Here is a 13,875-nt window from a genome sequence, read left to right on the forward strand (position 1 = left end):
TCGGCTCCACAGAAGTCAAGTGGTGGACCCGGGGTCGCCGTTGATTGGCGTCGTCTGCGACCCCGCGTCCTGCCCCAACAACTCCGGTCCCTACCTAGGGAGGACTTGTCGTGTCCAAGTCTACGTCGCGGTCCCCGTTCGGCTGGTCGAACCGTGGGGGCAACGTCACTGTCATCGAAGCCCCGGTCGCCCGCTCCTACCGTCGTCGGGCCACCATCGCCTTCTGGGTCACCCTCGGCGTGGTCGGCCTCCTGGCCGCCACGGTGGCCTCGCACTACCTGCACCCCATCCTGGGCGCCCTTCTCGGCGGCGTCATCGGTGTCGCGGTCGGCGCGGTCGTGTTCGCGCTGATCGTGGCGTGGCCGGTCCTGCGCGTCTTCTGGCACTGGCTGACCGAGATCGTGCTCGGCCTGGTCGCCGTCTACGGCTGGAACGCGCTGATGCAGTCCACCCCGCTGTGGGGGTCGCTGCTCATCGTCGCCCTGGTCGTCGGCGTCCCCGCCGCGATCGGCCCGGTCCGGCGACGGATCGTCGCCTGGATCTGGTGTCTGGTCGTGCGGCATCGGCTGCGGATGTGCTTCGCGGCGTTCATCGCCACCAACCGCTCCGGTTCGCTGCCGCTGATCCTGCTCGCCCGGCCGACCCCGGCCGGCGAACGAGTCTGGGTGTGGCTGCGGCCTGGCCTGTCCCTGCGCGACCTGGAACAGGACGGCCAGGTGCAGAAGCTCGCCGTGGCGTGCTGGGCCAACGAGGTCCGCGTCATGCGCGCCTCCCGCAAGTACGCGGCGCTGATCCGCGTAGACATCACCCGCCGCGAACCACTGGCGGCCAAGGTTCTGTCTCCGCTGCCGGACTACGTCCCCACCGACGTGCCGGCCAACGCTCCCACCTCACCGGGCATGCCGCCTGTCGGCCTCGACCTGCCCGACGTGCCGGACGAGCCGGTCACCGCACCGACCGACACCCCCCGGCCGCGCAAACCGCGCAACCCCACCACCACCACGAGCCCGAGCGACGGGTTCGACCCCTCCGACTACGCCTAACCAACCACCGGGACGGCGCGGACCAAGCACCCCTCACGGGGCCAGGCGTCCGCGCCCTTCCCTCCCCCACCCGCCTTTGACACGTACGTGTCAACCGACCCCGGGAGCCCGCCATGGACCTCACCGACACCATCGAACTACCCACCACCTCGCCGGACACGGTGCCGGTCGGCGCTGGCCTGTCCATCTTCGACCCCGTCTTCCTCGGCATCGACGAGTTCGGCCAGCCGGTCTACCTGCCGATGATCTACCGAAACATCCTCATCGGCGGCGAGCCCGGCGCGGGCAAGTCCTCGCTGTTGAACACGATCGTCGGTCACGCCGCCCTGTGCCCGGACGTGCGGCTGTGCCTGCTGGATGGCAAGCAGGTCGAACTCGGGTTGTGGGAGGACGCCTGCGACGTGTTCGTCGGCCCAGACCTCAACCACGCCATCCGCACCCTGCGCCGTGCGCAGACGGTGATGGACAACCGCTACACGTTCCTCAAGGCTCGGCGTCGCCGGAAGATCGGCCCGAACGACCTGTTCGGTCAGATCCTCGTCGCCTGCGACGAGATCGCCTACTTCTCCGCCACCGCCGGGGACAAGAAGGACCAGGAACTGTTCGCCGCCCTGCTGCGCGACATCGTGGCCCGTGGCCGCGCCGTCGGCATCATCGTCGCCGCCGCCACGCAGCGACCATCCTCGGACATCATCCCGACCTCGCTGCGGGACATCTTCGCCTGGCGCTTCGCCGGCCGCTGCACCACCGACGTGTCGAGCGACATCGTGCTCGGGCACGGCTGGGCCGCCCGCGGCTTCTCCTCCAACACCATCGACCCCAACAACCAGGGCGCCGGCTACCTCATCTCCGAAGGCGGCATCCCGGCCCTGGTCAAGGCCGCCTACATGACCGACGCCGACATCATCCGCGTCGCCGACTACGCAGCCTGGACCCGCCGGCAAAGCGGCCTCACCACCACCGCCGAGCGGCACGCCACCACCGACATCAAGGCGGCGGCATGAACACCACGACCGCTGTGCCGACCCGGGTCCTAGACCTGGTGCTCGTCGGCACCGGCGAGGACATCGCCGCACTCACCACCATCGCCCACCACGCGGGCGCTCTCGTCTTCCGATCCGCACCCACCCGCGCCGACGACGGCCGGCAGCGGGTGTTCCTCCGGCTCCACCTGCACCACCGATAGAGGAACGGCCGACAGACCGGGACCAAAGCCCTAGGAAGCTCCCCGATCTGCCGGCCACCAACCAACGCCCACGAAAGGACGTGGCCGCCATGAACCCTACCCAAAAACAGCCCCACACTCCCGGCGCGCTGGCCGACCTGACCCCGGCCGACACCCTCCGCTGCGCCGCCCGCTACCTCGAACTGCACGGCTGGACGCGAGGCGTCTACTACCGCGTCACCCACGACACCCCCTTCCCGCCGGCCTGCGCTGCCGGCGCGATCGGTATGGCCGCTCACGGCCGCTGCATCTGGCTTCCGCACGACTACAAGGCCAAGCCCGGCGTCCGCGACTACACCCGCGCTCTCGACGCTCTGTCCGACTTCCTCGACGTCAACGGGGACACCGGCTACGACGACCCGTTGGACTGGAACGACGACCCTTGGCGCACCGCTGAGCAGGTCATCACCACCCTGCGCGCCGCCGCCGACGACTACGACCGCACCCACGGCGGTGCCCGATGACTCCCCGAACCCGCGCCCTGGTCACCGCGACGGCCATCAGCGCCGCCGCGACCGCCGGCTACCTCACCGCCCGCCACAGCCTGCGGGCTGAACTCGCCACCGTGCGGCACGCCGCCAGCCACGACCCGCTGACCGGCATCCACAACCGCGCCGGCCTCTCGGCCGCCGCCGACACCCTGATCACCACCGCCCACACGACCGGTCGCCCGGTCGCTGTCGTCCTGGTCGACCTCGTGGGCTTCAAGAAGGTCAACGACACCCACGGCCACGACGCCGGGGACCACATCCTCACCGTCGTCGCCAACCGGCTGACCGGCATCGCCGGCCCAGCCGGCCTCGCCGCCCGCCTCGGCGGTGACGAATTCGCTGTCATCACCACCGGCCCCGCCCGGCGTCACGACGACGCCACCACCTGGCTGGCCGACTGGCTCACCCACATCCACACCCGGCTGACCACTGCGGTCACCTACGACGGCCGACACCTGGCTGTCGGCGCGACCCTCGGCGCGGTCCCGGCCGACCCCGGCCACCCCGCCGCCGTGTGGCTGCACCGCGCTGACCTCGCCATGTACGCCGCCCGCGCGAACCGCCGGACGACCGCCGTCTTCACGGACACCACCGACACCCCCGCCGACCTGCGGGCGACCGACCGGCCCCGTGACCTGGCCCGTCCCACCAGTCCTCTCGCCGCCGCCCACACCGCCTGGAGGGCCGCATGACCACCGCCATCGACATCACCGACGTGACACGTACGTGTCAAAACGACATCTCCACCGCCGCGCTCATCAGCGTCCTCGAATCCGCCTGGGCCACCATCCGCGACCGGCACCCGGAAGTCCCGGCGGCGGTGATCGTCGTCGGCTCCGGCTCCCCCACCAAGCCCAACCAGGGCATGAAGTGGGGCCACTTCGCCGCGCTGCGCTGGCAGGCCGGGGACGCACAGGTCCCCGAAATCCTCATCTCCGGTGAGGGCCTGTCCCGCGAGCCCGAGGCCGTCTTCACCACGCTGCTGCACGAAGCAACTCACGCCCTGGCCGACGTGCGGGGCATCCAAGACACCTCGCGGCAGGGCCGCTGGCACAACAAGAAGTTCGCCACCCTGGCCGCCGAACTCGGCTTGTCCGCCACCAAGGACGACAAGCTCGGCTACTCGCCCTGCACCCTGACCGACCTCACCCGCGCCCGCTACCGGACGGTCATCGCTGACCTGTCCGAGGCGCTGCGCTTCTACCGCCACCCCGAACCGACCGGGGAAGGCAAGCAGCGCACGAACAACAACAACGGCGTCTCGTGCGAGTGCGAGTGCCCCCGCAAGCTGCGTATCTCCGCTACGGCCTTCGAGGAAGGCCCGATCGTCTGCGCCGTCTGCGGTGCCGCGTTCCTGCCCGAGGACATCGACCGCGACACCTACGAACACCCCACCTTCGCCACCGGCCCCGCCGGCAACGGCGACGGGGACCAGGCCGACGGCGACGACCCGGAGGACGACGACTCGATGGTCTTCTACGACCCCACCGGCGAGCGCTACGGCCTGCCGACCTATCCATTCAAGTTCGCCCCCGACGGGCTGCTGACCCGCCGTCAGCTCCGCGCCCGCGAGCTGCGTCCCGGCGGCCAGGACCCCGCCGCGCAGATCCTCTGGCGCCGCGGTAAGCGCGTCGCCTACCTCTTCCGACTCGACCTGGCGGTGCCCAAGCGGACCGCCACCCCGGCGCAACGCGCCGCCATCGACAAGGCGCTCACCGCCCGGCGTACCTGCCCCACCTGCGGCCAGGTCAAGCCCTACTACATCCCCCGCCGCACCGGCTCCTGCCTCGACTGCATCTCTGAGGTGACCCGATGACTGCACCCATGCCCAAGCTCTCGATCACCGCACGCCTCCAGGACGGCGTCCTGGTCCTCATCGTGCTGCTCGTCGGTGCTATGGCTGGCGCTGCCTCCTTCAACCACGTCCACGACTGGACCATCAGCAACAGCCCCGCCGACACCGCCGACTGGTTCGGCTGGGCCAACGCGGTCATCACCGAACTCATCCCGATCGCCGCAATGATCGTCATCATCCGCCGCCGCAAGACCGGCGGCCACATCGGCTACCCGATGTTCCTGCTCGTCGCCGCCGTCGGACTGTCGCTGACCGCACAGTTGGCCGTCGCCAAGCCGACCGTCTTCGGCTGGATGGTCTCCGCGCTGCCCGCGCTGGCCTTCTTCGCCCTGTCCAAGCTCGTCTTCACCGCGACCCGGCCCACCAACCCTGTCCCGGCACCCGCGCCGGCCACCACCGCCGAGGCCCCGTCATCCGACATTCCGGTCTCGCCGCTGGTCCGCCCGGCCGCCGCGACCCTCACGGCCACCGAACCCGCACCCACCAACGACGCACCCACCCTGGTTGAACCCACCCAGGCGAAGAAGACCACCCCCGCGATCGCAGCACCGAAAACCACCGCGACCGAGGACACCCCGGCCCCGGTGACACCGCCAGCCGTACCGGCGGTCACCCCGACCGTCACGACGCCGGCTGCGCCTGCTCCGGCGCTGCTGTCCAACGCCCGGATCGTCGCCACGGCCCACGAGAAGGCCCACGGTGAGCCCATCACCGCCGGCCAACTCGCCGTGCGGCTGCGCGTACCCACCAACACGGCCGCCGACATCCTGACGGCCCTGACCAACACCAACCCGACCATCAACAAGCACCAGCACAACGGCACCGCCGTCGGAGCCACCGCGTGACCTCCTCGACGCTGCCTCTCGCGCCCGAAACCACGACGGTTTCGGGCACGGGAGCCTACGCCGACGCAGACACCGGCTACTGGCCCTGGGCTGCCCCCACCACCGGACCCCGCGACCTAGCCGCCGACGGCTGGGTACGCGGCCACGACCCCCGCACCGTCGCCTCCGGCCGCGACCGTGCCCAGGACCCCGACTACCCGGAATGGCTCAGCCACGTCCGTGCCGCCTCCGCCTGCAAGCACCCCATCCGGCTGGCCGGGCAGATCCACGTCAACGACGCCGACGGCAACCGCATGGCCACCATCGACACCGAGGACATGCCCGACGGCGCGATCTACACCCCCTGCGGCAACCGCCGGGCGTCGGTCTGCCCGTCCTGCGCTGAGGTCTACCGCCGCGACACCTTCCACCTCATCAAGGCCGGACTACAAGGCGACCGCTGGGGACTTCCGCCACTGCACGAGCACCTGGCCATCTTCCTCACCGCCACCGCCCCCTCCTTCGGGCCGGTCCACCACCGGGTCGTGAAGGTCCACGCCGTGGACTGCCGCAAGAAGGACGGCTGCACCTGCCGGCCGTCGGTGTGCCACCCGTTCGGGCGGGCTTGCCCCCACGGCGTCGACATGCGCTGTGGGCAGCGGCACAAGGCCGGCGACGCGCACTTGGGACAGCCGTTGTGCCTGGACTGCTACGACCACGCCGGCCAGGTCGTGTGGAACCACGAAGCACCCGAACTGTGGCGCCGCACCATCCAACAGGTCGACCGGGAGCTACGCCGGCTCGGCCGCGCTCACGGTGTCGAGCTGCGCCGCCGCTACATCAAGGTCTACGAGTTCCAGGTACGTGGCGTCATCCACTACCACGCGCTGATCCGCCTCGATGGCCACAACCCCGATTGCCCCGGCGCGATCGTCCCACCCCCGTCCGTGATCAGCCGGCAGATGTTCGCCGACGCCGTGGAAGCCGCCTTCGTCAAGACGGCCTACACGTCGGCACCGCACCCGGCCAACGACGGGCATGGCTGGCACATCGCCTGGGGCGACAAGGGCCTGGACCTCAAGCACGTCAACGCCCCCGGCGGTGATGTCAACCCCGCCCAGATCACCGGCTACATCGCCAAGTACGTCACCAAGAGCACCGAAGTGACCGGGTTGAACCTGCGCCGCGTCGACGACCTCAGCGTGGAAGTCCACGGCGACCCGGGCACCCATCTCGGGCGGCTCATCCGAGCCTGCTGGGACCTCGGGGAACACCCCGACTACGCGCGGCTGCGGCGGTGGGCGCACCAGTTCGGCTACGGCGGCCACATCACCACCAAGAGCCGCGCCTTCTCCGCCACCCTCGGCTTCATCCGAATGCAGCGCACCATCTGGCGCCGCACCGAGGGCTACCCCCACACCTGGGACGACGAACAGACCGAGCGAGTCATCTACGAACTCGGCTACCAGGCCACCGGCTGGATCACCACCGGAGACGCCCTGCTCGCCAACACCGCCGCCGCCATGGCCCGCGCCCGACACCAAGCCGGCCTCGACGCCCTGGCCGACGAGCTGGCCACCCACCGCGCCACCACCGACCAGCCCGCCGCCGCTTGACACGTACGTGTCAACACCTGCAATCCCTGTTCTTTGACAACTCCATAGAGGACACGCGAACGCGCCGCCCCGGCCACCCACTACAGGAAGGAAAGACGATGGCCGACACCCGCCCCGTGCCACTTCTTCAGGTCCGGGTCATCGCCGACCCGGCTCACGCCCAGGTCCTCATCGCCGAAGTCGCCCAGCAAGCAAGGCAACTGCTCGGACCTGGCGTCGCGATCCGAACTCAGACCCGATCCGCACGCCGGACGGGACATGTCCGCCTCTACCTCACGGCCAGCGAAAGGAGAGCCGATGACGATAACCACCACTGAACCGCTCTGGACCATCGAGGAGGTATCAGCGTTCCTACGCATTCCGGTAGACACCCTCTACCAGTGGCGGTCCCGTCGCACCGGCCCTCGCGCCTTCAAGGTCGGCCGGCATCTCCGCTACGACCCGGCCGACGTCCGGTCCTGGCTGACCGAGCAAGGGGGCGACGATGGCCGTTGATGACCTGTGGTACCTCAGCAAGCGCGGCCCCGACGGAGAGCGGGTGAAGTCGAAGCGCCACGGCCGGGGGAAGCGCTGGCGCTGCCGCTACGAAGATGCCGGCGGGCGCACCCGAACCCGCTTCTTCGACCGCAAGGCCGATGCCGACGCATGGGACAAGAAGGCCAGCAGCGGCGCTGTCGAGGAAACTCAGGTGGACCAGGGCGAGCGGCGCACGACCTTCCACGATTACGCGGAACGATGGCGGCTGTCCCGCCAGATCGGACAGGCGCTCGACTACCAGCGCCATATCGAGTCCCGGCTACGCCACCACCACTACCCGCACTTCGGCCACCGGCCGATTCGGGCGATCAACGTCACGGACGTGCTGGAGTGGGTCGCCAAGCTGCTACAGAACAACGTCGCTCAATCGTCGGTCAAAACCTACTTCGACCTGCTCAACAACATCATGAACTCGGCCGTAGCCGACAAGGTGATTCCCGATAACCCGTGCAAGTCGATCCGACTTTTCGCGATCCTGCGGGGATTCTCCCGCGCGCCGAAGTGGGTACCGACCGATGACGACGTGCTCGCCCTGGTCGACGTGGTGCCGGACGAATATCAGGCAGCCATCTGGGCGGGCGCCGGCGAGGGAATGAGACTCGGCGAAGTCCTCGGCCTGGAGGACAGCACCCGGTGCGTCGACCCGGAACATCAGGAAGTCCACGTGGTTCAGCAACTGCGGTTTCACAAGGCCACATACGGCGGGTTCTACCTCGCCCCGCCGAAGGCCGGCTCAGTCGGTGACGTGGACCTGGACGATCACGTCGCGGCGGTCTTCGCCGAACACGTCCGCAAGTACCCGCCCGGCCTGGTCGACCTGCCCGACATCACCGCCGGCACGCCAGACCCCGGCAAGGAACCCAAGCGGCGCTTGGTGCCACTGCTGTTCACCGACGACCAGGGCCGACCGATCCACGACCAACGGTGGTCCGATCTGTGGCAGATCTGGCGCAAGGCGGCCGGCTGGCCCGACGAAGGCACCTTCCACTCCCTGCGGCACTACTTCGCCACTCGCCTGATCACCTCGGGTGCCGACCCGACCGATGTGCAGAACGCGCTACGTCACTCCAGCCTGCGGATCACCCTGGAGACCTACGTCCACTGGTGGCCGAAGAAAGACCGCCGCCGCAACATCATCAGCAGCGCGCTTCGCGACGCGAGCGCCAAGCGGCAGCGCTCCCGGGAAAACCAAGATCCGCGCTGATTTGTACCGGATATGTACCCGCTGATCTTGCTGGCAGCGTTTCCGCTGCTCAACGGTGTTACTGGTGGAGCTGAGGGGATTTGAACCCCTGACCCCCTCGATGCGAACGAGGTGCGCTACCGGTCTGCGCCACAGCCCCTCCGCTGGCGTACCAGCGTCGGTCCCACCCGGCTTGCACCGGGCGGGCCGGCGACAAGGCTAACAGGTCACCGACCTCCGGTGCGAATCGCCCCACCGGAGGAGGAGATCTTGGCAGGAAAAGGCCCCCAGAGGGCCGAAACCTACCAAGATCTCCAAGCCACCGGGCCGCGAGGGGCGAGCTAGGCCGGGGCGTACGACAGGTTCAGCACTCCGCTCTTGAACGTCTCCTGGCTCACCAGCCGCAGCGGGTACGTCGGCGTCTCCTCGAACAGCCGCTGCCCGCGCCCCACGGCGATCGGGTGGACCAGCAGTCGCAGCTCGTCCAGCAGTCCGTTGGCCAGCAGCCATCGGACGGTGGTGGGGCTGCCCGACATGGCGATCTCCCCGTCGGTCTGCTGCTTGATCTCCCGCAGCCGGGCGGCGACCTGCGACGAGTCCCCCGACAGCAGGGTCGAGTTCTGCCAGGTCGCCTCGGTGAGCGTGTTGGACAGCACGTACTTCGGCACCGAGTTGATGAAGTTCGCGAAGTCGGCGTCGAAGCCGTCGCCGGTGTGGTTCGGCCAGTATTCCGCCCACTCCTGGTACTGCCGGCGCCCCATCAGGAACGCCCTCGCCTGATCCACTCCACGGCTGACGGCGGCACCCATGTCGTCGTCGAAGTAGGGGAAGTGCCACTGGTCGGGCCGCTCCACGACGCCGTCCAGCGAGATGAAGAAGTTCGACACGATCTTGGCCATGATGTGCGCTCCTGTGCGTCGGTGGCGGCCGGCCCTGCGCCGGCCTTCACCATCCCGTCGGACGACCCCCGCCGGATTCGACAACCCGGTCCAAGATTTTCCGCTCCAGCTCGGGGAAGTTGCGGCGTCCCGGTCACCCGGATACCGCAACGCCCCCGAAGTGGGACCAACCATCGCCCCGAAGTGGGGCCGAGCAGCGTCGCCGAAGTGGCGTCAAGAGGGATCAGGCGCTGTGGGAGCCGCGGCCGGCCTCGTAGGCGCGGCCGCGGAGGCCGCCCGCCCGCCGGTAGGAGACCGAGCCGCCGCTGGCCGCCGGCGGCAGGTCCGCCGGTCGGTCCAGCCCCATCGCCGTACGCCGGACCGCCTCGCGCTGGGCGGCCAGGCGCCGCTGCGCCTCCCTGCGGGCCGCGGCGCGCCTCGCCTGCTCGCGGCGTACCTCGGCCTGGCGGGCGGCCAGCCAGGCTGCCTCCCGGGCCTCCCGGCGCCGCCGTCGCTGGTCGGCCAGGGCGAGCTTCCGCAGGTGTACGACGTACGTCACGAGCAGGGTGCCGGTCACCGCGAAGCTGATCCAGAACCCGGGGCCGACCGCCACCACGCCGATCAGCTCGACGAAGTTGAGCAGCAGCAGCGCGGCCAGCACCCGGCGCCGGCGGTAGATCGCCGGGGTGTGCCGGCGGCGCTTCGGGGGGTGCCGCCGGCGGGACTTGGCCGGGGCGGGCGGCACCGACCGGAGCCGGCTCGACCGGCGCGGAGCGGGCGGCGCGGAGACCGGCTTGGTCAGACTCCCCGTGTCGACGTTCTCGCTGAGGGTGACGATGAGGTGTCGGGGCGGGTGGATGGGCCGCCGCCCGGGCACGGTGCGCTGCCGCCGGCGGCGCTGGAGCACCCGCGCCGTCGACTGCGCCCGCTCCGCCACCAACCGCTCGGTGGCGTCGTACCGACGGACCAGCGCCGGCGCGAGGGCGAGCAGGCCGGCGGCGGCGAGGACGGCGAGGAGCACCGAGGTCGGCACCCTCACCCCTCCCGTCACCAGATTCGAGGCGAGCGCCACTCGACCGCACCTTGTTCCGCCGTACGTCGTTCACGACGCAGATCGTGCGAGGCCCGCCGCGCTTGCCCACAGCTTGCAGTTACTTGAGGTTACGGGCCGCCGACCGAGTTGACCGTGCGCCGCGCCGGGCGCGCCGGGTGGGACGCTTCACCCGCGGCTGTCACGTACGCGGTGCCAGCGGACCAGCAGCCCGCCCTCGGCCGCCACTTCCTCGCTGGTCATCGCGTATCCGATGTGGTCCCGCCAGGCGCCGTCGATGTGCATGTAGCGGACGTGGTACGCCTCCTCGCGGAAGCCCAGCTTCTCCACCACCCGCCGGGACGGCCGGTTCTCCGGCCGGATGTTCACCTCGATCCGGTGCAGCCCGCCGGGCCCGAACGCGTGGTCCACGGCCAGCGCCACCGCCGTGGGGATCACGCCGCGACCGGCCACCCGGGAGTCCACCCAGTAGCCGACGTAGCCGGAGCAGAACGCGCGGCGCACGATGCTGCCCACGTTGAGGTGGCCGACCAGCCGCTCCTGCCCGTCCTCGCGCAGGCAGACCGCGAACGGCATGCCCTCGCCGATCCGCGCCGAACGGCGCTGGTCGGTATGGACCAGGCGGAACGCGGCCGGCGAGTTCATCTCGTCCCAGCTTCCCGGCAGGTGGGACTCCCAAGGGGACAGCCAGGCCCGATTGGCGCGCCGGATCTCCGACCAGGCGGCCGCGTCGGAACGCCGGTAGGGCCGCAGCACCACCGGACCGTCCACCAGCACCGCCGGCCATCCGGGTGCCCGCCGAAACAGGCTCACCGGGCTAGCCCTGCGCTCGCGACCGCGGGGCTCGCAAGCTCACTCCTCGCGCTCACCTACGGCGATCCAGCAGGAGGACGTCCACCGTGGAGCCCGCGGCGGCGGTGGTGACCCGCTCGCCGAGGACCAGCAGGCCGTTCGCCTCGGCCAGGCCGGAGAGGGTGAACGGCCCGCCGGCCAGCGGCTGGACCGTGTAGCCGCCGCCGCGCCGCTCGGCCACGTGCGCGGGGCGGAACTCGCGCAGTCCAGCCGGGGACGAGACCGTCTCCAGCAGGTGGGCCCGGACGCTCGGCCGGAACACCGGCTCGGCGCCGGCGAGCAGCTGGATGGCCGGGCGGGCCAGCACCTCGAATCCGATCAGCGCCGCGCCGGGCTCACCGGGAAGACAGACCACCGGCACCTCCTCGGCGCCGACCGTACCGAATCCGAGGGCCGTTCCGGGATAGAGGGCCACCTCTGTGAAGGTCACCGGTCCGGCGCGGCCGCCCTCGCGACGGGACAGGATCCGGCGGACCATGTCGCCGGGGCCGGTGCCGGTGCCGCCGGTGGTGATGATCAGGTCGGCCCGCAGGGTCTGGTCCTCCAGCAGGCCGCGCAGCCCTTCCGGGTCGTCGTCGCAGATCCCCACCCGGTACGCGAGCGCGCCCGCCTCGGCCGCGGCGGCGGTCAGCGCGTGCGAGTTGGTGTCCACCACCTGGCCGGGCTGGCTGCCCCGGCCGACGTCGACCAGTTCGTCGCCGGTGGCCACGATGACCACCCGCGGGCTGGGCCGGACCACCACGTGCCCGATGCCGGTGGCGGCGAAGACGGCGACCAGGGCCGGCGAGACGTACGTGCCGGCGCGGGCGAGCAGGGTGCCGGCGGGCAGTTCTTCACCGGCGCGGCGGACGCCGTACCCGCGCTTGGGGGCGCGGAAGATCTCCACGGCGGCCATGCCCTGGTCGGTCCACTCCACCGGGACCACCACGTCGGCGCCGATGGGCAGCGGCGCACCGGCCGCCACCGAGAAACACGAGCCGGGGGTCAGCCGGACCGGCCGCCAGCTCGCCGCGCCCAGGTCGCCGACCACGTTCAGCCGGATGCTGCGCCCACCACGCGTACCGGAGGGGGCCGGGACGTAGCCGGGCCCCCGGCTTCCTCCGGAGATGTCCTCCCAGCGCGCGGCGTACCCGTCCACCGCCGCCTGGTCGAAGGCGGGGAACGAGTGCGGCGCGACAACATCCTCGGCGAGGACGTTGCCGTACGCCTGGGTGAGGTCGAGGTCGAGCGGAGGCAGCGCGCGTAACCTGCGCAGCACGCTGCCCAGGTAGTCGGCGAGCGGCGTCAGCTCGTTCGCGGCCGCCTCGGCGTCGGCCGTCGCGGTCATGTATTGGGACCGCCCGACGCGTCGCGCACCCGGTCCAGGATCGCCGAGGTGACTGTCTCGTCGCCCTGGTTGACGAACTCGGCCAGCCACTTGCGGAACTCGGCGCCCAGGTCCTCCCGCTCGGCGGCGATCTGGACGACGGTCTGGAGATAGCCGAGCGGCATGCCGGTGTCGTAGCGGGTGCCCCGGTAGACGATGGCGTGCACCGGCACCCCCTCGGTGCGCAGGATCTCCATCGCGTCGGTCAGCTGGATCTCCCCGCCGCTGCCCGGCTCGGTACGCCGGATCGCGTCGAAGATCCGCCCCGGGAGCACGTACCGGCCGAGGACGGCGAGGTTGCTCGGGGCGTCCTCTGGCTTGGGCTTCTCCACCATGCCGGTGACCTTGACGATGTCGGCGATGTCGTTGTACTCCGGCTCGGCCGGCTCGACCGAGGCGATGCCGTACCGCTTGGTCTCGGCCGGGTCGACCTCGAAGAACGCCAGCACGATGCCGCCGGTGCGGGCCTGAAGCTCCAGCATGGCCGGCAGCAGCGGCTCGTCCATCTTGACGAACTCGTCGCCGAGCAGCACCGCGAAGGGCTGGTCGCCGACGTGGGACTCGGCGTACCCGACGGCGTGGCCGAGGCCGAGCTGCTCGGGCTGCCGGCAGGTGTAGATCTCGGCCAGGTCCTCGGTGCGCTTGACGGCGGCCAGCAGTTCGGGCTTGTTCGCCAGCCGCTCCTCCAGGTCGGGCCGGCGGTCGAAGTGGTCCACCATGGCGGTCTTGCCGCGCCCGGTGATCAGTAGCACGTCGTTGAGCCCGGCCTGGGTGGCCTCCTCGACGATGTACTGCAACACCGGCCGGTCCACGACCGGCAGCAGCTCCTTCGGGACCGCCTTGGTGGCCGGCAGGAACCGGGTGGCCAGGCCGGCCGCCGGGATCACGGCCTTGACCGCACGGGGGCGACCGGTCGCGGCGGCCGCTGAGGGGTTCGCTGAGTGCTCCGACATG

At 70.7% G+C, this 13,875-nt stretch carries 16 protein-coding genes and 1 tRNA gene; 10 read left to right on the plus strand and 7 right to left on the minus strand.

The features are described from left to right. Positions 1–110 precede the first annotated feature (110 nt). The 8 genes from A6A27_RS40765 (at position 111) to A6A27_RS40800 (ending at position 7,054) form a co-directional block, all read left to right on the plus strand. Positions 111–1,043: a hypothetical protein gene (locus A6A27_RS40765; protein ID WP_073839992.1), complete on the plus strand. Its 933-nt coding sequence runs from the start codon at positions 111–113 to the stop codon at positions 1,041–1,043. Positions 1,044–1,156: 113 nt separating this feature from the next. Next, positions 1,157–2,047 (plus strand): FtsK/SpoIIIE domain-containing protein, encoded by an 891-nt coding sequence (locus A6A27_RS40770; protein ID WP_073839993.1) that lies wholly within the window; start codon positions 1,157–1,159, stop codon positions 2,045–2,047. Beyond that, a complete protein-coding gene (locus A6A27_RS40775; protein ID WP_073839994.1) occupies positions 2,044–2,229 on the plus strand; it encodes a hypothetical protein in 186 nt (61 codons plus the stop codon). The genes A6A27_RS40770 and A6A27_RS40775 overlap by 4 nt, the downstream gene beginning before the upstream one ends. Before the next feature lie 89 nt (positions 2,230–2,318). Further along, positions 2,319–2,732, plus strand: coding sequence for a DUF6197 family protein (locus tag A6A27_RS40780; protein ID WP_073839995.1), 414 nt, complete (start codon positions 2,319–2,321; stop codon positions 2,730–2,732). Further along, the gene (locus tag A6A27_RS40785) at positions 2,729–3,451 is read left to right on the plus strand and encodes a GGDEF domain-containing protein (protein ID WP_073839996.1); all 723 of its coding nucleotides are present in this window, start codon (positions 2,729–2,731) and stop codon (positions 3,449–3,451) included. The genes A6A27_RS40780 and A6A27_RS40785 overlap by 4 nt, the downstream gene beginning before the upstream one ends. Positions 3,452–4,227: 776 nt before the next feature. Beyond that, positions 4,228–4,575: an RRQRL motif-containing zinc-binding protein gene (locus A6A27_RS40790; RefSeq protein ID WP_073840090.1), complete on the plus strand. Its 348-nt coding sequence runs from the start codon at positions 4,228–4,230 to the stop codon at positions 4,573–4,575. Next, positions 4,572–5,459, plus strand: a complete 888-nt coding sequence (locus A6A27_RS46705) for a hypothetical protein (RefSeq protein WP_241825702.1) — start codon at positions 4,572–4,574, stop codon at positions 5,457–5,459. Before A6A27_RS40790 ends, A6A27_RS46705 begins: the two co-directional genes overlap by 4 nt. Beyond that, on the plus strand, positions 5,456–7,054 hold the full coding sequence (locus A6A27_RS40800; RefSeq protein WP_073839998.1) for a replication initiator: 1,599 nt from the start codon (positions 5,456–5,458) through the stop codon (positions 7,052–7,054). Before A6A27_RS46705 ends, A6A27_RS40800 begins: the two co-directional genes overlap by 4 nt. An 80-nt stretch (positions 7,055–7,134) precedes the next feature. Here A6A27_RS40800 and A6A27_RS40805 read toward each other — a convergent pair whose 3' ends face one another. Further along, positions 7,135–7,365, minus strand: coding sequence for a hypothetical protein (locus A6A27_RS40805; protein ID WP_143194440.1), 231 nt, complete (start codon positions 7,363–7,365; stop codon positions 7,135–7,137). Between A6A27_RS40805 and A6A27_RS40810 the strand changes: the two genes are divergently transcribed. After that, entirely contained in the window at positions 7,352–7,549 is a 198-nt protein-coding gene (locus A6A27_RS40810; RefSeq protein WP_073840000.1) for a helix-turn-helix transcriptional regulator, read from the plus strand. The two genes, A6A27_RS40805 and A6A27_RS40810, sit on opposite strands and share 14 nt — an antisense overlap. After that, positions 7,539–8,795: a tyrosine-type recombinase/integrase gene (locus A6A27_RS40815; protein WP_083673258.1), complete on the plus strand. Its 1,257-nt coding sequence runs from the start codon at positions 7,539–7,541 to the stop codon at positions 8,793–8,795. Before A6A27_RS40810 ends, A6A27_RS40815 begins: the two co-directional genes overlap by 11 nt. A 62-nt stretch (positions 8,796–8,857) precedes the next feature. Here A6A27_RS40815 and A6A27_RS40820 read toward each other — a convergent pair. From A6A27_RS40820 to A6A27_RS40845, 6 genes are all read right to left on the minus strand, one after another. Next, a tRNA-Ala gene (locus A6A27_RS40820) sits at positions 8,858–8,934 on the minus strand. Between the two features lie 181 nt (positions 8,935–9,115). Next, on the minus strand, positions 9,116–9,673 hold the full coding sequence (locus tag A6A27_RS40825; protein ID WP_073840001.1) for a dihydrofolate reductase family protein: 558 nt from the start codon (positions 9,671–9,673) through the stop codon (positions 9,116–9,118). A gap of 223 nt (positions 9,674–9,896) precedes the next feature. Further along, positions 9,897–10,691, minus strand: a complete 795-nt coding sequence (sepX, locus tag A6A27_RS40830; RefSeq protein WP_198940674.1) for a divisome protein SepX/GlpR — start codon at positions 10,689–10,691, stop codon at positions 9,897–9,899. A gap of 180 nt (positions 10,692–10,871) precedes the next feature. Further along, entirely contained in the window at positions 10,872–11,480 is a 609-nt protein-coding gene (locus A6A27_RS40835) for a GNAT family N-acetyltransferase (protein WP_443190044.1), read from the minus strand. A gap of 88 nt (positions 11,481–11,568) precedes the next feature. Next, positions 11,569–12,882, minus strand: a complete 1,314-nt coding sequence (locus tag A6A27_RS40840) for a molybdopterin molybdotransferase MoeA (protein WP_073840003.1) — start codon at positions 12,880–12,882, stop codon at positions 11,569–11,571. Next, positions 12,879–13,874 carry a UTP--glucose-1-phosphate uridylyltransferase gene (locus A6A27_RS40845; protein ID WP_073840004.1) on the minus strand — a complete coding sequence of 332 codons (996 nt, stop codon included), beginning with the start codon at positions 13,872–13,874 and terminating at the stop codon, positions 12,879–12,881. Before A6A27_RS40845 ends, A6A27_RS40840 begins: the two co-directional genes overlap by 4 nt. Position 13,875 lies beyond the last annotated feature (1 nt).

The sequence above is a fragment of the Micromonospora sp. CB01531 genome (genome assembly GCF_001905095.1).
Classification (GTDB): Bacteria; Actinomycetota; Actinomycetes; order Mycobacteriales; family Micromonosporaceae; genus Micromonospora.